This window comes from Pseudoalteromonas luteoviolacea, from assembly GCF_018100925.1.
GTDB classification, from domain to species: domain Bacteria; phylum Pseudomonadota; class Gammaproteobacteria; order Enterobacterales; family Alteromonadaceae; genus Pseudoalteromonas; species Pseudoalteromonas obscura.
On sequence record NZ_JAGJEH010000002.1, the window covers coordinates 191,660 to 211,507 of the forward strand.

The window sequence follows — 19,848 nt, forward strand, 5'->3', positions numbered from 1 at the left end:
CCCCCCGAAGTATTTTAACTTGCGGGGGGTGTAATTAGTTACAACAATGCCTTCCCGCTAATTCAGGCACCACCACCAAGATTTTGTAGATGAATTGTTGCAAAAATTGTTAATCACTATAAAAATTCCATAAAAAAACCCGCGTACTCAGCGCGGGTTTAAAGTTGTTAGACACAACGAATCACACCCGCAGTTACGAGTGCCACCACCAAACGATTTTTGTTTTTTGTGTTAGATTCATTTGTAAAGATTTCGTTATGTCAATTTAAGTACCTACAGTAAACCCTACTCAGGTGCAGACTGTCAAGCACTATTATTAAAAAATAACCAATAGCATGGCTTACTCATAAATATTAAGCATTTTGACCTAGTAAATGAGTCCCAGCAATTAGACCTGTCTGTGTATCTGGGTAAATAAAACCGTACTTGGATAAGTTTGCCATGGTATACTTAGGGTGTTTGATTTTAAGGGGAAAACTTTGATTAAGTATGACTTACACAGTCATAGCACTTTTTCTGATGGGCGTTTAACGGTACCAGAGCTTCTTGAGCGGGCAACAGAAAAGGGCGTTGATGTACTGGCTTTAACTGATCACGATACCATAGCTGGAATACCTGTCGCGCTAGACTATATTTCCCAGCAAAACCTTGATTTGAAAATAGTTACCGGCGTTGAAATCTCGACCAAATGGGAAAGTTTTGAGATCCACATTGTTGGTCTTAATATTGAGATTGACCACCCACAATTGCAAGGGCTTTTAACTTCACAGCAGCAAAAGCGTCGAGAACGAGCAAAAGAAATTGGTGCAAGGCTAGAAAAGCGAGGCTATGAAGGTATATATGCGCAAGCGTTAGAGTTGGCTAACGGAGCTGAAATTACCCGTGCGCACTTTGCAAAAGCGTTGGTGGAGCGCGGAGTGGCGAAAAATATTCAAGGCGTATTCAAAAAGTTTTTAGCGCGCAATAAAACAGGATATGTACCCAGCAGTTGGTGTTCAATGAAAGAGGCCATTGATGCGATACAAGGGGCTGGTGGTATTGCTGTATTAGCACACCCTGGGCGTTATCAAATGTCTAACAAATGGCTACGTAAGCTGTTAGATGAATTCACTATGGCAGGTGGTAAAGCGATGGAAGTTGCACAACCTCAACAAGCGCCTAGTGAAAGACAATTTCTTGGCCAGTTGTCTCAAGAATATAATTTACTGGCCAGTCAAGGATCTGATTTTCATTATCCAACTAGCTGGTTAGATCTAGGAAGAAACCTATACTTACCAAAAGATTGCCAAGGTGTATGGCAGTTTTGGGGAGCCACAGAGGAATGTTAGTATGAGTCAATTTTTTCATATCCACCCAGATAACCCGCAACCTAGATTGGTCCGTCAAGCTGTAGAGATTATCCAAAAAGGAGGGGTAATCGTTTATCCGACCGATTCAGGGTATGCCATTGGGTGTGGTTTGGGTAACAAACAGGCAAAAGAGCGAATTGAGCGCATTCGAGGCATCGAAAAGCACCACAATTTTACGTTAATGTGCCGTGATTTGTCTGAGCTATCTACTTATGCTCGTGTCGACAATCAAATGTTCCGCCTAATTAAGAACAACACTCCTGGTCCGTATACCTTTATTTTAAAAGGTACCAAAGAGGTGCCAAAACGATTGATTAACGATAAGAAAAAAACCATCGGAATTCGCGTAACAGAGCACCCGATTACGAGTGCGCTGTTAGAAGAGTTGGATGAACCGCTCATGTCATGCTCTTTGATTTTACCTGGAGAGCAGTTTACGGAATCTGATCCAGATGATATTCGCATGCAGCTTGAAAAGCATGTTGACCTCATAGTTCATGGTGGTTATTTAATTGAGCAAGCAACAACGGTGATTGATATGTCAGAGGATAGTGTAGAGATATTGCGCTATGGCTGTGGCGATGTTGCGCCTTTTGAATAGATATGACTGATGTAACTTCGCAAACACCACCGCTGGCTTTTTTAAATGGTGAAGCCGTATTAGAAAAGCCAGAAGACCTCTATATACCCCCTGATGCGCTTCAGGTGATCCTCGAGAGCTTTGAGGGTCCACTGGATCTTTTGTTGTACTTAATAAAGCGCCATAAACTAGATATTTTAGAATTACCAATCTTAAGTATCACGCAGCAATACGTTAGCTATGTTGAGATGATGCAAGAATTGCAGTTAGAGCTGGCTGGCGAATACTTGGTGATGGCAGCGCTGTTGGCACAAATTAAGTCAAGGCTTCTCTTACCTACCCACGAAGAGCTTGAAGAAGAAGAAGACCCACGCGCGGAGTTAGTGAGACGGTTACAAGAATATGAGCAGTTTAAAGTGGCTGCTGAAAACCTAGATAAAATCCCTCGTGTGGAGCGCGACATCTTTGTTGCTCGTGCATTGATTGAAGATACCGAGCAAAGTGACGAATCTTTACCCGATGTAGCGCTTAAAGAGCTGCTGTTGGCAATGACAGAGGTGATGGCCAGAGCGAAGCAGTTTGAGCACCATCAAGTCAGCGCCGAAGCTCTGTCAACGCGAGAACGCATGTCGATGATTTTGCAATATTTAGGAGAGCATACCAACCCGGTCGAATTTAGTCGATTATTCAGTTTACAAGAGGGGCGAAGCGGTGTAGTTGTGACATTTATCGCTATGCTTGAATTGCTTAAAGAGCAATTAATCTCAATTGTGCAGGTCAATTTAGGCAGTGCAATTTATTTGTCATTAAAGCTACAAGAGTCGTCCTAGCTCTGTCATAATACCGCGCTTTCGACTAGCCTTATGAAGTTAAAGTGACATGAAACGCCGAGTCAGTGATGAACAACTTGTCGAGTTGGTTGAGGCTGCAATATTTGTGGCAGATAAGCCGCTATCTAAAAAGCACATGAAAGAAACGGTGCTGCAAGATATCCATGTATCTGACCAACGAATAAATCAAGCAATCGAGACGATTTTTGAGCACTATCAAACGCGTGGTGTCAGGTTAGTTGAAGTTGGGACAGGATACCGTTTTCAAGCTTGCCCAAGCTTAAGCCCTTGGCTCAATATGCTATGGCAAGAAAAAGCGCCTAAGTACTCTCGTGCTACCCTAGAAACACTTGCACTGATTGCATACCGCCAACCGATCACTCGGGGGGAAATAGAGCAGGTACGAGGCGTAACTGTCAGCTCCAACATTATGAAGAGTTTGTTGGAGCGGCAGTGGATAAAAGTTGTTGGTCATAAAGAAGTGCCTGGGAAACCGGCGCTGTATGCGACGACAAAATTATTTTTAGATTACTTTTCGCTGTCGGGTCTGGATGGGTTACCAAAACTACCAGAGCTACAGAGTGAGAAGCTAGATCAGATGTTAAATGATCCTTCTGTGAGAGAACCATCAGAATGAGTGAAAAGCTACAAAAAGTATTAGCGCGCGCGGGTGTAGGTTCGCGTCGTGAAATGGAAAAATATATCGATTCAAACCGTGTCAGTGTCAATGGTAAAGTTGCCACGTTGGGTGATAGAGTTGAAGAAAACGCGGTGATCAGAGTTGATGGTCACGTTGTTAAAATTGAGCAAAAAGAAGAACGCATCTGTCGTGTGTTAATGTATCACAAGCCAGAGGGTGAACTTTGTACACGCAAAGACCCTGAGGGGCGTCGCACGGTATTTGACAGGCTACCACGCCTTGAGGGAGATCGCTGGATTGCCATCGGTCGCCTCGATATTAATACTTCTGGCTTACTACTGTTTACCAATGACGGTGAGTTAGCAAATCGCTTGATGCACCCAAAATACGAAGTTGAGCGTGAATACTCGGTGCGTGTGTTTGGTGAAGTGAGCAACCAAACTTTAAAAACACTTTGCGACGGTGTTGAATTAGAGGATGGCCCAGCTAAGTTTTTATCAATTAAACCTCGTGGTGGAGAAGGCATTAATAAGTGGTTTAATGTCACCCTTACAGAAGGGCGTAATCGCGAAGTCCGCCGCTTGTGGCAATCACAAGAAGTTGACGTATCTCGACTGATCCGTGTGCGTTACGGCAAACTTGAACTAAATAAACGTTTGCCACAAGGTGGTTGGGAAGAGCTCAAGCTGGAAGATGTCAATTACTTACGCAAATCTGTGAGCTTGAGACCTGAAACGCAGACCAAGTTGTCAGTTATGCCTGAAAAGCGTAAAGATAAGCGCGCAAAAGTTAATCGTATCAGAAAAGCAGTGCATAAGCACAATCAGCGTTTGAAGCAAAACAAGCGTCGATAATAGTAAGCACATTAAAAAAGGGCCTGTAGGCCCTTTTTTGTTTTTAGTTTTTTATCAAATATAAATGTCTATTTTGGCTGTGCATCGATAGATTGGCCATTCACCTCTAGTGAATCATCAGACATCAAATATAAATAAGTTGGCATAAGGTCTTCTGCTGTTTTTAACTTGTCTCTATCTTCACCTGGAAAAGCGGCTTCACGCATGCTAGTGCGGGTTGCGCCAGGGTTAATACAGTTGACACGAATGTTTGTTTTTCCCACTTCACAGGCCCAAGTTTGCATCATGCCTTCAGTGGCAAATTTCGAAATTGCGTAGGCGCCCCAAAACTCACGGCCTTGGCGACCAACACCAGAAGATGTGAAAATAATGGATGCACTGGGGGCTTTGCGCATGACAGGGAAAAGAAAACGCGTGATCATAGCTTGTGCAGTGACATTCACCTTCATCACATTTTCAAAAGTCGATACACAGAAATGTTCTAGAGGGCCCATTGTGCCTAAAATTGCTGCATTATTAAGCAAGCCATCTAGCTTTCCAAACTGCTGTTCTATAGTAGAAGCTAAGTCTCTGTAGTGTTGTTTTGTCGCGCCTTTTAAGTCCAAAGGTACAATTGCGGGTTGTGGGTAACCTGCGTTAATGATCTCGTCGTATACAGCCTCTAATTTGCTGGTAGTTTTCCCTAACAAAATCACAGTGGCGCCATGTTTCGCATAATTAATTGCGGCAATACGGCCGATACCATCACCCGCACCTGTGACCAAAATCACTTTATTTTCTAACGCGTTGTTAGCTGCATTATATGTTTGCATATTGGACCTCGAACAAATACATTTGCTATATTTTATCATAGTCATGGCGCAAGTTATCGAATTTATTGCAAATAGGAGTGGCGAAAGGCTACACTTTGCGTTAAGTTAAACTGGTCTAATGTCTTATTAAAAGCAAAATTACATAGTTTTAACGAATTATTCTCGGCGGCTTATTTGTGCTTACAACATAGAGGCAAATGTAGGCGCTGACCGAGAAACAATAATAATAAAATTATGTCGGAGCCAAAACAATGAAGAAACTGTTACTACCACTTGCTGTCTCAGCCGCCCTCGCAGGCTGTGGTGGCGGTGAAACGCTAGAAGATGTAAAGCAAGACACCAAACCTGTAACACCGGTTGCATCGGTTAAATTTGATCCCTCAAATGGTGTTATTTCCGTCCCTAATGATATTCTGTTTAGCGGGACACAAGATGGCACACTTAACATACCAGGGGAGCTAGATGGTGATTCAAAGCCTCAGGTATCACGTGCGAGTTACGCAGACCCTTCTCTAGCGCTCGGTGGTTTAGACGGTTGGTCTACACAAATGCCATATCAAATTGGCTTGAATACCCCCTCAGGCGTGACAATTGACGCCGCGACGGTTGCAGCACCAGGCGCTGTAAGGATTTTTGAAGTTGCGATGGGTAATGATGGTCAAACTGAAGCGTGTGCTCAGTTGACGCCTGCACTTGCCTGTCGTGTCGTCAGTGAGTTGACGTTTGGTCCAACTGGGGATTTCGTATCTCAGTTAAGTAGCGATGGCCAGAACATTAATATTATACCTGTTAAGCCATTTAAGACGAACACCACGTATATTACTGTCTTGACCACAAATATTAAAGATGGCATCGACGGTGGACGCAGTCTAACTCCTTCATCGACATATACATTGTTAAGACAAGAAGCTCCTCTGGTGACCGACGCTCAGCAGTCGCTTCAAGCCGTCATTCGCAGCTACGAACGAGCACTGGTTGCGAGTGAATCAATTAGCGCTGAAGAGATTGTGTATACAGCAGCAATGACAACTCAGTCTACAGGTGCAGTTGTTGGTTCCATTAAGCAGTTACTTGCCGCAACGATTAATACAGAGCGCCAACCTATGGTTACGGTAGCCGAACAGGATTTTGTTTCGGTTGCAGACAAATTTGAAGAGTTTGGTCTTGCTGCAACATTGCCACCTGAGTTGCTTCAAGCGGCTGGTGGCATTAGGTACCTGAAAGGTAACATCCAGTTGCCACAATACCTTTCTAGACCGAAAAATGGTGAAAGCGCTGCATTGGCTGATACCTATTGGCAAGCGAAATGTGACAATGGTGTCGCTGTTATGGCTGCAACGGCTGCAGCGGGTGGTCAGCTTCCAGAGCCGGCAGCTGGGTCGTTAGATGAACAGTGTCAACAACTGTCCGGTGGTCAACTTCGTGATCTTGGTTTGGATGCACAAAAGTTTGTCACCAAATACAATCCTATTCCTGAAGAGCAGTGGGTTGCGAATGCGCCTGTGCAAATCACGTTCCCGTTATCACCAGCACCTGAAACTGGCTTCCCTGTTGTGATTATGCAGCACGGCATTACCAGTAAAAAAGAAGATATGCTTGGCTTAACACTAGCGTTGTCACAAGCGGGCTTTGCAACGGTTGCTATTGACCACCCATTACACGGTGAGCGCGGTATCGATGTTGATGGTGATGGCAACGACGAGTTCAATGCGTCGACAAAAAGTGTATTGCATTACATGAACCTGCAGTCATTGTTAGTCGCGCGTGATAACTTACGTCAGTCCACGGCAGATTTATTAGCATTGAGACTAGGCTTGCATGCTATCAATGCGGCATCTCAAGTACCACTTAACTTCAATACTCATGACGTGAGCTTTGTTGGTCAGTCACTGGGCTCAATTGTTGCGCCAAGCTTTATTGCACATGCGAATTTACCATTTACTGATGAACGTTTAAAACAAGCTGAGCCGTTGTTTAAGGTAGGGCCTGCTGCATTGTCTAGCGGTGGCGCGGGCATTGCAAACTTCCTAGTTGAATCTGGCTCTTTTGGCCCAGTTGTTAAAACCGCAGTGCTTCAAGGTGCGTCAGATTTAGCTGTGTCTAAAAAGTTCGGCAGTTACCTTCAAGAAGGTGCAGTGGCTGATTGTAGCGCGTTTGCAGGCAGTGCAAGTGCATTTGCTGCATGTGCATACAATACCTTTGTGGCTAATTTAGAGGCGGAAGGCGATCTGGCGTCAATCGGTGCGATTAATGCGACAGTCGATCAATTTGCCTACGCATCACAAACCGTGTTGGACAGCGCAGATCCTCTCAATTACGCGCCGCTTGTACGCGCAGTAAATACGCCTATGTATATGAGCGTAGTGGTTGGCGGTGAAGGTGAGAATAAGGGTGACCAAGTTATTCCTGCGACAACATTACCGCGCAATCCGCTTGGCGGTAGTACACCATTGGCTGCAATGATGGGATTAGAAACGGTCACGGAGTCACAGCAGTCAACTGACGGCACTGCTGGACGATATGTGGTTAACTTCTCACAAGGCCATCATAGTTCGCTGCTAACTCCTTCATTTGATCAGCAAACTGGTGGAACTGCTCAAGGTCATGCACAAGCAACTGCTGAGATGCAGAAGCAAGTTGCGACTTACCTAGCTTCTAAAGGGCTGCTGTTACCAATTACTGATGCAAGTGTAATTGCGAAGTAACATGAAACATTAAAAAAAGCCGCTAAGTAGCGGCTTTTTTTATGCCTGTGACCCGTCCTAAATCGCGTTGACACTTTTCAAACTTATTTTGGAGAGTGTGGTGTGAATGAATGGCCACTGCGGTTGACCAAATATTCCTCTTATTATGGTTGATTTACCGATAATTGGTATTGCAATTAGCGCTGTTATTGCAAAGTAATCTTATTTAGGACAAGATTAACAATTACCGCAGAGCGGTTTTTAATTAAATACTTTTACAGCAAAGGTCGGGAGATAGCATTGGCATTTTTGTTTGAATATGGCTTATTTTTGGCAAAAGCGGTGACAATCGTCATTGCTATTGGCGCCATTATTGTTTTAATTGTGGGCGCAAGTCAAAAACCAAAGAGCAAATCTGGAGAGATTGAAGTCAAAGATTTATCTTCTCAGTTAGCAGAAACGAAAGAAGAATTTTTACAGCAAACACTAGATAAAAAAGCATTAAAAGCACACCTTAAAGAAAACAAGAAGAAGACGGATGAAAAACCTGAGAAGCAGGCGTTTGTCATCGACTTCTCTGGTAGTATTGACGCGCATGAGGTGGCGAGCTTAAGAGAAGAGATCACCGCAATTTTGACCATTGCCAACAAAGACAAAGACCAAGTACTTGTTAATGTGGAAAGTGGTGGCGGCGTTGTCCATGGATATGGTTTAGCGGCATCTCAGCTGATCCGTTTGAAGCAAGCTGGTTTGCCTCTGACTATCAGCGTTGATAAAGTCGCAGCAAGCGGCGGTTACATGATGGCATGTGTTGCAGATAAAATTGTTGCTGCACCTTTTGCGATTGTTGGCTCGATTGGCGTACTGGCTCAAATTCCTAATTTCAATAAAATTTTGAAAAAGAACGACGTTGATTTTGAACAGATCACAGCAGGCGAATATAAACGCACGTTAACCATGTTTGGTGAAAATACCGACCAAGGCCGTGATAAATTCAAAAGTGAAGTAGAACATACCCACACGCTATTTAAGCAGTTTGTAAGCGAACACAGACCGAGCCTAGATATTGACAAGGTTGCTACGGGCGAACATTGGTTTGCGACTCATGCCAAAGAATTTGACTTGGTTGATGAAATCAAAACAAGTGACGATTTACTCTTGGAGTTAAACGAAACTCACCAGCTTTTCAGTGTGAAGTACAAAACCAAAAAGGCATTGGCTGAGCGCTTTGGACTTGGTCTGAGTATTGTTGCTGAAAAACTTGGCATTAAGCTCCTATCTCAACTGCAAACAAATACTTATAAGTAAACATTTAGTTTTTGGCCCGTTCCTGAAAGTTTGACGGGCCAATTTAAACAAGCGAAAGCGCAGAACCTGACATTTCTCACCTCAACAATATAATCACTTGTTACAGCAAGTAAATACTGCCATTTGTAAGTAGGACTATTGAAAGTTCTATTCTTTCCGATTTTACGTTTTTAAAGTGTTCGCGAAAAAGTACCGTTTTCAGGTGCTTAAATTTCATTTCGGCTGTTTGGGGACATAAAATGTTACAATATAACTTTAGACTCTAATTTCTGTAACCTCAGCGAATATTTACATACGTCTATCATTTTTTAAGTTAATGTTGACGAGGATAAAAACTAAAATCAACATCGGTGGGAAAATGAATGTACTACTAAAAGCAGCTGTAGCTGTGTCTTTAGCGTGCGCTAGTTCGAATACACTGGCCGCGAAATCAGATGTGGAAAAGTCAATTTTTAGCAGCAAAACCTTTGAAGCGATGAAGCTGCGCAATATTGGCCCGGCTTATATGTCCGGTCGTATTGCAGATATTGAAGTTGACCAAAATAATCCATCTACTTGGTACACTGCGGTGGGATCGGGTGGCGTATGGAAAACAGAGAATGCGGGCACAACCTGGACACCAATCTTTGATAAACAAGCGGTGTATTCAACAGGTGATGTGACTATAGATCCGAGTAACTCAAACATTATTTGGGTTGGCACCGGAGAAAATAATGGAGGCCGACACATCAGTTTTGGTGACGGTGTCTACAAATCAATGGATGGCGGTAAAACATGGAAAAACATGGGCTTGAAGAAGTCAGAACGTATTTCCGACATCATTATTCATCCAACAGACTCAAATACAGTTTGGGTTTCGGCGCAAGGTCCGCTTTGGACTGGTGGTGGTGAGCGCGGGTTATATAAAACCACTGATGGTGGTGAAACTTGGAAGTTGGTACTCAAACCAGAAGATGAGTGGACAGGCGTTACCTCACTATTAATTGATCCGAGAAACCCAAATAAACTTTATGCTGCGACTTGGTCTCGACAAAGAAAAGTTGCAACTTATGTTGGGACGGGGCCTGCTTCAGGGATTCACACATCAGATGATGGCGGTGAAACTTGGACAGAACTAAAAACAGGCTTGCCAACTGGTAACATGGGTAAAATAGGTCTAGCGATTTCGCCTATCAACCCAGATGTTGTGTATGCTGCGGTTGAAATTGATAACCGCAAAGGTGGACTATACCGCTCGGCAAACCGTGGTCAAAGCTGGACCAAGATGTCTGATGAAGTTGGTGGCGGAACAGGTCCTCACTATTACCAAGAGATCTTCGCTGACAAGCACCAGTTTGATCGTATTTACATTGCGAGTAACTACAGTAAAGTTTCCGATGACGGTGGTAAAACTTGGACACCAATTAATACCAAACGCAAGCACGTAGACGACCATGCCATGGCATTTCACCCAACAGATCCTGATTTTGTGTTAATCGGCTCTGATGGTGGTATTTATATGTCTCATGACCGTATGGCTAACTGGCGCTTTATGGCTAATTTACCATTGACACAATTCTATAAAGTCGCGCCTGATGATTCTAAGCCATTTTATAAAGTTTATGCTGGTGCGCAAGACAACTCTACACAAGGTGGCCCATCACGTACTGTACGTGAAGAAGGTATCAAGAATAAAGACTGGTTCTTAACTCTTGGTGGTGATGGACATCAACCAGCTGTTGAGCCCGGCAACCCGGATATCATGTATTCTCAATGGCAGCAGGGCAACTTAACGCGTCATGATCTTAAGACTCGCGAGAATGTTTATATCAAACCTCAGCCACGTCCAGGTGATCCAGCTGAGCGCTTTAACTGGGATGCGCCAGTAAATGTTTCGACGCACGACCCTAAACGCGTTTATTTTGCTTCGCAACGAGTTTGGCGCTCTGATGACCGCGGTGATAGCTGGACACCGATTTCTGGTGATTTGACTAAAAACGGCAACCGTATGCATATCCCTATGATGGGTAGGACTTGGTCGGTAGAGGCAGGCTGGGATCTCTACGCCATGTCAGAGTACCACACGATTGCGAACTTCTCAGAAAGTCCTGTTGACGAAAATATATTGTGGGCTGGTACTGACGATGGCCTGATCCAAGTGACCAGTGATGGCGGTAAAAATTGGAAAAAGATTGATTTGAAGCGTGTTAAAGGCGTACCTGAAACTGCGTATGTCAATGATATCCGTGCAGACTTGTTCGATCCAAATACTGTCTATGTGGCCCTTGATAATCACAAGTACGGTGACTTCAAACCATATCTGATCAAGTCGACAAACTTAGGTAAAACTTGGAAGTCACTTGCTAAAGACTTGCCTGAGAAGCACTTAGTGTGGCGAATTGTACAAGACCACGTCAACAAAGACTTAATGTTTATTGGTACTGAGTTCGGTATTTTCTTCACCGTGGATGGTGGTAAAAAGTGGACCGAGTTAAATGGCGGGATCCCAACGATTTCAACCCGTGATGTAAAAATACAGCGCCGTGAAAATGATTTAGTGGCGGGTACTTTTGGCCGTGGTATTTATATTCTTGATGATTACGCACCGCTGCGTACATTGACAGAGCAAGCCATGGAGCAAGAGGCTATCCTGATGGGTCCAAGCCGTCCGGTTAAATGGTTCCAGCTAGATACAAACCACAGCAATACGGATGGTGATGATCGATATGTAGCGAAAAACCCTGAACATGGTGCTACCTTAACTTACTTCTTAAAAGACAGCTTATTAACGGCTAAAGAGCAGCGTCAAAAAGCTGAAAAAGAAATGGTTAAAGAAGAGAAGTATCCTAAGTATCCAGCATGGGAAGACATCGAAAAAGAAAATCAAGAACCAAAACCTGTGGTCTATCTTGAAATTCGTGATGCGCAAGGTCAATTTGTTGACCGCGTTGCTGGCAAAGCAAGCAAAGGTATACACCGTGTGACTTGGGATATGGAATACGCAGCTAACCAAGCAATTACGGGTGAAAAAGCATCCATGTGGGACCCGTTTGCGATGAGCACAATGGTAATGCCAGGTAAATATACGGCAACACTTTACAAGCGTGTGAAAGGTGAAATTTCACAGCTAGCAAGCCCTGTAGAGTTTGAATTGCAACCAATTACGGAAGGTGCAGTATCTGGCCCGACAGCGGAGTCAATCGCGCGATTTAGTGAGCAACTTAAAGATGTACAAAGACGCTACACGTCCACAACCGCTGTATTAGGCGAAATGACAAAAACAATGGAAGTATTGCGTACCGCAATCGATCGTACACCGGGCAACATTAACGCACTTGAATCTGCCTATGCACAAGCGCAAGCTGATATAAATGCGATTAACTTTGAGTTAAATGGCCTGAAGTCGCGTACAAGAATGGGTACAAAGCCTGCGAACATCTCAAGTCGCTTGGGTTATGCTATGTCTGCGCTGTGGTCAACTTATGGACCCACTAAACAGCACCGTCAGCAATTTGGTTTTGCTCAACAAGGGTTAGAAGACGTTATCAAGCGCGTTTCAACCTTAGAAGCAGAAACTATCCCAAGTATTCAACAAGCAATTGTTGATGCGGGCGGTCCTTGGACTAAAGGTGCATCGGTTATTGCCAAATAGCCTTTATATTGCAACGGCGTCGAGTACTTAGCGACGCCGTTTTACGCTCAAATGCTAAGCTTTATGCTAATCAAATGATTTGGCATATATTTCCAGGACGAAAATGCTTAGCCTTTTAATTAGTTAACAATGAAGAAGTCCTGATGAAACAACGATAACAAAACGTACAATGAGTTAATTGAGCTGTACCTTAACTATGAAAACGATAATTCCATTTTTTTGTCTTTGTGTGCCTGTGGCGGTGGTCGCAAATGGTGAGCAACTTGAAGTCATAGAGATTTTAGCGCCAAAAGAATCTCTTACTATTGCCACATCCAATCACACCTCGTCGTATTTAGATGAGCGCTTTACTTTTTCCTTAAATAGAACCATTGCTGATCAGCTGACATCGCTTACAGGGGTGAGTTTAAACGGCCAAGGTGGTCAGTTTCAAAGTTATGCGATTAGAGGCTTCAGCCGTGGAAGAATACGTACTGAGATTGACGGCATTCCAATCATTACTGATAGACGTGCGGGTAATTCGGCTTCGTTTATTTCCCCTGCGCTATTTAATCTAGGACATGTTATTAAAGGCCCAAGTTCGACGTTATATGGCTCCCAAGCACTGGGGGGAGTTATTAGTTTAAGTACAGAAATGTCTGATAAAACACAGCTCTCTGTGTCTGGAAAAAGCCATAACCAAGGTGTTGATTTGAATTTTAAGCATCAAAGCAATGACTTTACTGCTGCTATTGCCTATCAACACGCGAACAACGCCCATGCGGCCAATGGGGATGAGCTACATACACAATTTGAGCGGTTCTCTGGGTTGGTAAGGTACAAATCCAAACATGATGGTTTTACAACAACTTATTCCTGGCTGCCTAGTTATGGTAGCAACATAGGCAAAAGCAATGCGAAATATCCTACCAAGCAGATCAGCGACTATCCAGATGAGTTGCATTCTCTAGCACAAGTGCAATTGAATGGTGACCAAGATTGGATGGCGAAGTTTTATCACCACTATCAAAATTGGGACAGTAGGACAGCTAGGTTCGAACGTTATGATGGCCTGAGTCAGTATCAAAGCCACACGGTTGGTGGCCAATGGTTACAGCAAGTAACCATGGGGGAAAATGAAAGTCACTGGGGCATTGATTGGCTTTCTCGAAAAGGCGTCAAAATTACCAGTGATTACCAGTTGCTCGAAGACACAAAAAGCAGTCATTCAACCAGCATAAATAATGAGTTGAATGCAGAAGAAGATAACTTTGCATTGTATGGTAAAACACATTGGAACTGGGGTAGGGTTAATTTTGACTTTGGTTTGCGGTATGACTGGTTGACACAGCAAAGTAGACAATCAAATGATACAACAGATAGCCGTTTGAATACCTCGTTTGCAGCTATGTTGCCACTCTCTGATACGTTAGAATTAGGGCTGGACATTGGCAGTGGATTTCGTTATCCAACATTATCGGAACGGCTATTTTACGGTCAAACACCCAGAGGCCTTATTGTTGGGAACCCATCTCTTAATCCTGAAACCAGTGTTGGTTCGCAGCTTTCACTGAACTGGCATGCGTCAGAGCAGCTGAGCCTGTATAGCGCGATTTATCATTACGACTTAGATAATTACATCGATCGTTATGAGACCCAAGCTGGCCATTTGAGTTATCGTAATTTAAATCAAGCCGAAATTTACGGTGTTGAGGCTGAGTTGCGTTGGTTTGCCAATGACAATATAGAGCATATCTTTGCTTATCAGCAGCAAAGCGGCGAGGATGAGAGTCAGCAAAGACTAGATGATTTACACCCAAGAAAAATTAGCTGGACCCTATTAGTGAATTTTGGCAATTGGTCGTTGTCTAATTCCTACCGCCATACTTTTAAAGTGGATAAAGTAGGGGGATCTGAATTGTCGAGAGAAGCTTTTACGGTGTGGGATGTATCTCTTGCGCATCAACTTAACAGTCAGCAAACTGTTAATATCGGAGTTAATAACCTCACCAACGAGCGTTATTACGGGAGTTTGGATGAAGATGCAGCTTTACAGCCAGAACGCAGTCTTAAACTATCAACAAGTATGCAATTCTAAAAGAAACAATGAGCTTTAATAGAAAAAATAGAAGTATTCACAGATGGGCGAGTTTTATTATTTCGCTGCCGTTACTTGTGATTATTATTACCGGTATTTTGTTGCTGGTAAGAAAAGAGTTTAGTTTTATTCAGCCGCCCTCAGCACAGGGTGTTGGTACTGTACCAGCGCTTAGCTTTACGCAAATATTAACGGTTGCAAAGTCCGTCGATGCGGCGCAAATTGAGAGTTGGGATGATATTAACCGTTTGGATGTGAGACCAGCTAAAGGGATCACTAAAATTCGAAGCAATAATAAAATAGAAATTCAGATCGACAACCAAACTGGCGAAATTTTGCATGTCGCAAAGCGTAACTCAGAATTAATCGAAAGCCTTCACGATGGTACCTTTTTCGAGAAAAATGCCAATATTTGGTTAATGTTACCGGTATCCTTTGCAACCTTAGTGATTTCTGTAACGGGCTTAGTACTATTCTTTTTCCCCTACCTGAAAAGACGACGTAATAGACGACATCACACATAATGTCTGTTGAGGCGATAAAGTCTACTTTTGCACTGAGAGTGCGCCTCGCAGCCAGCAAAAACTGGCTGCAATTGTCCTTACCCTTCACTGTGATAACTTTTCCAATCCCCTGTAATTACAAGTGTTTTAGTTGGAGAGTAGACATTGACGAACAACGTTCTTCCATCTGGAGAAAAGCAGGCTCCTGCCAATTCGGTACTGGTTCGCAATTTAGCAAAAGGATAAACTGCCCCTTGTGGAGAAACACCTCTTAAGTGGTTACTAGGGTTGGCTGTATACTGGTCCTCACATATCAGTAGGTGTCCTTGTGGTGTCACGGTTAGATTGTCGCCAAAATCGTACAGGGACTTATCGCTGCTCTCTAAAAAAAGCTGAATTTGACCGGGCGAGGTTGCCTCCTTATCAGTGCCTTCATATGCTGAGGGTTGATAGCGCATGATTTGGCCTAACTGTTTTCCACCGCCATTTGTGCAGCAAAAGTATAGTTCATTGTCACCAAAGTGAATTCCTTCTCCACGTGCAAATACTGCTGCACCGAGGTCATATCCACGTATTCTTAGATCGTCTTCCGGGCTTTGTGGGTTGTCTAATGTCACCCATTCAGCTTCGTACCAATTTGAAAGCGGCATATTTGGCTGTTGCCAGTTTCGAGTGTCGAACTTATTTAGGCTCTTAAATACCAGCGCCTGTAATATGCCACCTAGCGCAAGTTTACCTTTTTGGTGAGGAATAAAGCGGTAAAAAAGGCCATCGCCTCTATCTTCAGTCAAGTAGACTATGCCTGTTCTGGGATCTACTGCTGCGGCCTCATGATTAAAGCGACCCATCTCTACCAGTGGTATTGGGTCACATAAACCAGGCTGGTCGACAGGAACTTCAAATATATAACCGTGGTCTTTACCAATTTCACTGTCTGCTAAACGCACTGTTTCTTCGCAGCTTAGCCAAGTGCCCCAAGGAGTTGTTCCGCCAGCACAGTTACGAATGGTACCGACAAGGCTGTAGTACTGTTGTTCGATTTGTTGTGTATTAAGGTTATAAACTAGAGTCGTGGTACCGCCTGGCAGCGCGACATCATGGTTTAATGTATCGTAGGCTTTTTTTGTTTTATGTGTGGCAATATCTGACGCTGCATTTTGCAAATGTTTTGGACTTAGTTCATGGTTTCTAACCAAAGCAACGCGATTGCTCCCGAGTTCAATACAGCCCATACCGTCCGCGTTGTCAGGCACGCTTAGACCATCGTCCATTTTATCATTTAACTCAGAAATAACTTGATAACTAAAACCCTTTGGCAGATCTAATAGACCTTTTGGATCAGGGATGAGTGGTCCATATCCCGTGGTTGTTGGGGTTGGCGTGATAGCTGGTTTTCTTGTGCAACCTAGTATGCTGCTATTAAGGCCTAAAAATGCCAATGCCACGGTGCTTTTTGTGAATTGTCTACGTGTGACCATGCTTAATACTCCCAAAGCAATTAACGTAATAATCTTAACGGTGCTTAATGATGCTTTCGTGTCACTTGCTGTGATACACGAAAATAAGTACTTAATGTAGGTATTTTGTGATATGTTATACTGTAACATTAATTGCGGGGTGGCAAGGAAATTAGTCTATATGAATCAAAAAAATAATAAAAATAATCAATCTGATGAGTTTGTGGAAATCTTTAATTACGCGGGAATCAAACCAACAGAGAAAAGAATTGCAATTTTCAAAGGCTTAAAGATGGCGGGTAAGGCTTTATCTCCCTACGAGTTAGTTCAATATTGTAAGCAGAATTTGGGCTTAACGCTGCCCGCTGTGTCGATCTATCGTATTCTAGACCTACTTGTTGCGGCAGATCTTGTGCACAAATTAGATACCGTGAACAAATATATCTGTTGCACACATATCGACTGCCATAAGCCTCACCCACATACCCAATTTTTAATTTGCTCCATGTGCCAAAAAGTGGAAGAGGTACATATGCCTGCAGATTTAATGGCACAACTGTCTGCGCAAATCCAATCTCATGGTTATCAATTGAATTCACCTCAGTTTGAGTTTCAAGGTATTTGCACTGCTTGTCAGGCGCTGGAGGAAGGGCAAATGGCCAACGCATAGTGAGTAATTGGCTTGCTGGTTGTATGGTCAAAATAGATTTTTTAACGCGTGTTTAAAGGTGAAGTAGAAATGGCGAATATTCTATTAAAAAATGCTCAGCTAATAAATGAAGGCAAAGTTGAGCACTGTGACGTAAGAATTGTCGGACAACGGATTGACAAAATTGCAGCTGATATTACACCTACAGGAATAGAGCAAGTTATTGACTTGAGAGGTGACTTCCTAATTCCCGGCATGATTGACGATCAGGTGCATTTCAGAGAACCTGGCTTAGATTGGAAAGGGACGATAGGGACAGAATCACGCGCCGCGGTAGCTGGAGGTATAACCAGCTTCATGGAGATGCCCAATGTGAGCCCTGCGACGACAGATAAGCTGGCAGTGATCCAAAAGCACCATATTGCTGCTGAAACATCTGTAGCAAACTACTCCTTTTACCTTGGCGCTACACCTGACAATCTAGATGAGATCAAGGCGTGCGATCCAAGTTTTGTATGTGGGGTGAAAGTATTTATGGGTGCATCAACGGGAGACTTGCTCGTTGAACATCCCAGCGCACTTGAAGCCATTTTTAGAGAATGTCCGGTGTTAATTGCGACCCACTGTGAAAAAGGTGATGTGATCAGTGACAACCTAGCTAGATTAGAAGGGAAGGATCTAACAATACAAGATCATCCGGTTATTCGTGATGTCAACGCCTGTTATCAGTCTTCTTCCTATGCTGTGAGCCTTGCGAAAAAATATGGCACACAGCTTCATGTACTGCATTTAACCACAGCCAAAGAGCTGGATTTATTTGAGCCAGGGCCTATCGACAACAAGCAAATTACTGCGGAAGCTTGTGTACACCACCTGTGGTTCAACCAAGGCGATTATGAACGTTTAGGAAATTTAATAAAATGTAATCCAGCAATCAAAGCTGAATCGGATCGACTTGCTTTGATCAATGCGATAAATGATGGTCGTTTGGATATCATTGCGACCGATCACGCGCCACACACATGGGAAGAAAAGCAGCAAGCTTTTGCACAAGCGCCGGCTGGGTTACCTTTGGTTCAGCACGCTTTATTGACCTTGTTTGACCAAGTTAAGCGCGGCACCATGAGTTTGGCACAAGTGGTCGAAAAGACGGCTCACAACCCAGCCAAGCGTTATAAAGTTCAGCAGCGTGGTTTCGTTCGAGAGGGATATTTTGCTGACTTGGCAGTTGTGAGTGCAAAACCAGGTGAAGCTGTGCGCCACGATAATACCTTGTATCATTGTCAGTGGTCACCATTTGTTGGTCATCAGTTCTCTCATCAGATCCGCTATACCTTTGTAAATGGCCAATGTGTATATCAAGATGGTGCTGTAGTTGACGTGCCAAACAACGCCATGCCACTTGTGTTTGAGCTAGATTAATTTTTAGTTTTTATAGAGTGGTGGAAGTTCTATCACTCTCCTTTGTCATCAGACAGAATACACTGCCGTTTGTTGATGGCACCTCTGCGTATACCACTTACCGTTTTTCTCTATGCTTTTTTGGCGGATTTAAATCCACATGAGTGGGTCTAGTGCGCCGATGCACTTATTGTGTGTACTTATCAACGCCCAATGTCGCCTATTTAAATTTCGTTTTTATAGTTCGAGTATCACTTAAATAGCACTTTAATATTCTTTTTTTTGGAATGATGTGTGCTTTTTTTTGCGAAGCAGACTCTCTGCACTTGGCTTAATCTTATCTCCATCGAATTTGAGTGGGTGTTAATCACACACCTATGGCGAGGGAATAAAAATCGTGTTTGATTGGTTAAAAAATATTTTCGTCAGCCGCGAGGCTGACTCAATAGGAGAAAGAAAAATGACGAAGGTTTTAGTACTTTATTATTCAAGCTATGGCCATGTAGAAACGATGGCAAATGCTGTTGCACAAGGGGCTCAGTCGGTTGATGGGGTTGAAGTCTCGATTAAGAGAGTGCCTGAGTTAATGTCTGATGAGGTGGCAAAAAACGCGGGTGTTAAGTTGGACCAAGATGCTGAACTGGCAACGCCTGCTGAACTTGAGCAGTATGATGCCATTATTTTTGGGACACCGACGCGATTTGGCAATATGGCGTCGCAAATGCGTAACTTTTTAGATCAAACCGGCGGACTTTGGGCTGGTGGCAAGCTCATTGGTAAAGTAGGCAGTGTATTTACATCGACAGGCACTGGCGGAGGCAATGAAACCACGATTCAATCATTTCATACTACGTTATTTCACCACGGTATGGTGGTAGTTGGTCTGCCGTATGCGGCACCAGAGTTAACGGATATTTCAGAAGTTAAAGGTGGATCGCCATTAGGTGCGGCCTGCATTGCGGGTGCTGATGGCAGTCGAGCACCTTCAGAAAAAGAAATAGCTTTAGCGCAATTTCAGGGTAAACACGTCGCCAGTATTGCTACTCAATTGAGTTAGGGTGTCGAACGCTCGG

At 43.5% G+C, this 19,848-nt stretch carries 15 protein-coding genes; 13 read left to right on the forward strand and 2 right to left on the reverse strand.

All coding sequences use genetic code 11. From position 1 onward, the window contains the following. Positions 1-479 precede the first annotated feature (479 nt). Genes rnm through rluB form a run of 5 tightly spaced genes read left to right on the forward strand, consistent with a single transcriptional unit; the run spans position 480 to position 4,253 of the window. Positions 480-1,328, forward strand: coding sequence for an RNase RNM (rnm, locus tag J8M00_RS03825; protein WP_211009018.1), 849 nt, complete (start codon positions 480-482; stop codon positions 1,326-1,328). A gap of 1 nt (position 1,329) precedes the next feature. Beyond that, complete coding sequence (locus J8M00_RS03830) at positions 1,330-1,950, forward strand: L-threonylcarbamoyladenylate synthase (protein WP_211009019.1); 621 nt, start codon at positions 1,330-1,332, stop codon at positions 1,948-1,950. Positions 1,951-1,952: 2 nt separating this feature from the next. Further along, positions 1,953-2,759, forward strand: a complete 807-nt coding sequence (locus J8M00_RS03835) for a segregation and condensation protein A (protein ID WP_211009020.1) — start codon at positions 1,953-1,955, stop codon at positions 2,757-2,759. A gap of 49 nt (positions 2,760-2,808) precedes the next feature. Continuing rightward, complete coding sequence (gene scpB, locus J8M00_RS03840; RefSeq protein ID WP_211009021.1) at positions 2,809-3,396, forward strand: SMC-Scp complex subunit ScpB; 588 nt, start codon at positions 2,809-2,811, stop codon at positions 3,394-3,396. Then, entirely contained in the window at positions 3,393-4,253 is an 861-nt protein-coding gene (gene rluB, locus J8M00_RS03845) for a 23S rRNA pseudouridine(2605) synthase RluB (protein ID WP_211009022.1), read from the forward strand. The genes scpB and rluB overlap by 4 nt, the downstream gene beginning before the upstream one ends. A 68-nt stretch (positions 4,254-4,321) precedes the next feature. On the opposite strand, the gene J8M00_RS03850 is transcribed toward rluB, so the two are convergent. Beyond that, positions 4,322-5,065 (reverse strand): YciK family oxidoreductase, encoded by a 744-nt coding sequence (locus tag J8M00_RS03850; protein WP_211009023.1) that lies wholly within the window; start codon positions 5,063-5,065, stop codon positions 4,322-4,324. 251 nt (positions 5,066-5,316) lie between these two features. On the opposite strand from J8M00_RS03850, the gene J8M00_RS03855 reads away from it, so the two are divergent. The 5 genes from J8M00_RS03855 to J8M00_RS03875 all read left to right on the forward strand — a co-directional run bounded on the left by J8M00_RS03855 (position 5,317) and on the right by J8M00_RS03875 (position 15,289). After that, entirely contained in the window at positions 5,317-7,770 is a 2,454-nt protein-coding gene (locus J8M00_RS03855) for a VolA/Pla-1 family phospholipase (protein ID WP_211009024.1), read from the forward strand. Positions 7,771-8,049: 279 nt separating this feature from the next. Beyond that, on the forward strand, positions 8,050-9,057 hold the full coding sequence (gene sohB, locus J8M00_RS03860) for a protease SohB (RefSeq protein ID WP_211009025.1): 1,008 nt from the start codon (positions 8,050-8,052) through the stop codon (positions 9,055-9,057). 358 nt (positions 9,058-9,415) lie between these two features. Further along, positions 9,416-12,688, forward strand: a complete 3,273-nt coding sequence (locus tag J8M00_RS03865; protein ID WP_211009026.1) for a VPS10 domain-containing protein — start codon at positions 9,416-9,418, stop codon at positions 12,686-12,688. Between the two features lie 196 nt (positions 12,689-12,884). Further along, the gene (locus J8M00_RS03870) at positions 12,885-14,765 is read left to right on the forward strand and encodes a TonB-dependent receptor (protein WP_211009027.1); all 1,881 of its coding nucleotides are present in this window, start codon (positions 12,885-12,887) and stop codon (positions 14,763-14,765) included. 8 nt (positions 14,766-14,773) lie between these two features. Continuing rightward, positions 14,774-15,289, forward strand: a complete 516-nt coding sequence (locus J8M00_RS03875) for a PepSY-associated TM helix domain-containing protein (RefSeq protein WP_211009028.1) — start codon at positions 14,774-14,776, stop codon at positions 15,287-15,289. A gap of 77 nt (positions 15,290-15,366) precedes the next feature. On the opposite strand, the gene J8M00_RS03880 is transcribed toward J8M00_RS03875, so the two are convergent. Then, entirely contained in the window at positions 15,367-16,746 is a 1,380-nt protein-coding gene (locus J8M00_RS03880) for an alkaline phosphatase PhoX (RefSeq protein ID WP_211009029.1), read from the reverse strand. A 160-nt stretch (positions 16,747-16,906) separates the two neighbouring features. Here J8M00_RS03880 and J8M00_RS03885 point away from each other — a divergent pair, with 160 nt between their 5' ends. From J8M00_RS03885 to wrbA, 3 genes are all read left to right on the forward strand, one after another. Continuing rightward, positions 16,907-17,395 (forward strand): Fur family transcriptional regulator, encoded by a 489-nt coding sequence (locus tag J8M00_RS03885; protein WP_211009030.1) that lies wholly within the window; start codon positions 16,907-16,909, stop codon positions 17,393-17,395. A 69-nt stretch (positions 17,396-17,464) separates the two neighbouring features. Beyond that, a complete protein-coding gene (locus J8M00_RS03890; protein ID WP_211009031.1) occupies positions 17,465-18,796 on the forward strand; it encodes a dihydroorotase in 1,332 nt (443 codons plus the stop codon). Positions 18,797-19,235: 439 nt separating this feature from the next. After that, positions 19,236-19,832 (forward strand): NAD(P)H:quinone oxidoreductase, encoded by a 597-nt coding sequence (wrbA, locus tag J8M00_RS03895; protein ID WP_211009032.1) that lies wholly within the window; start codon positions 19,236-19,238, stop codon positions 19,830-19,832. Positions 19,833-19,848 lie beyond the last annotated feature (16 nt).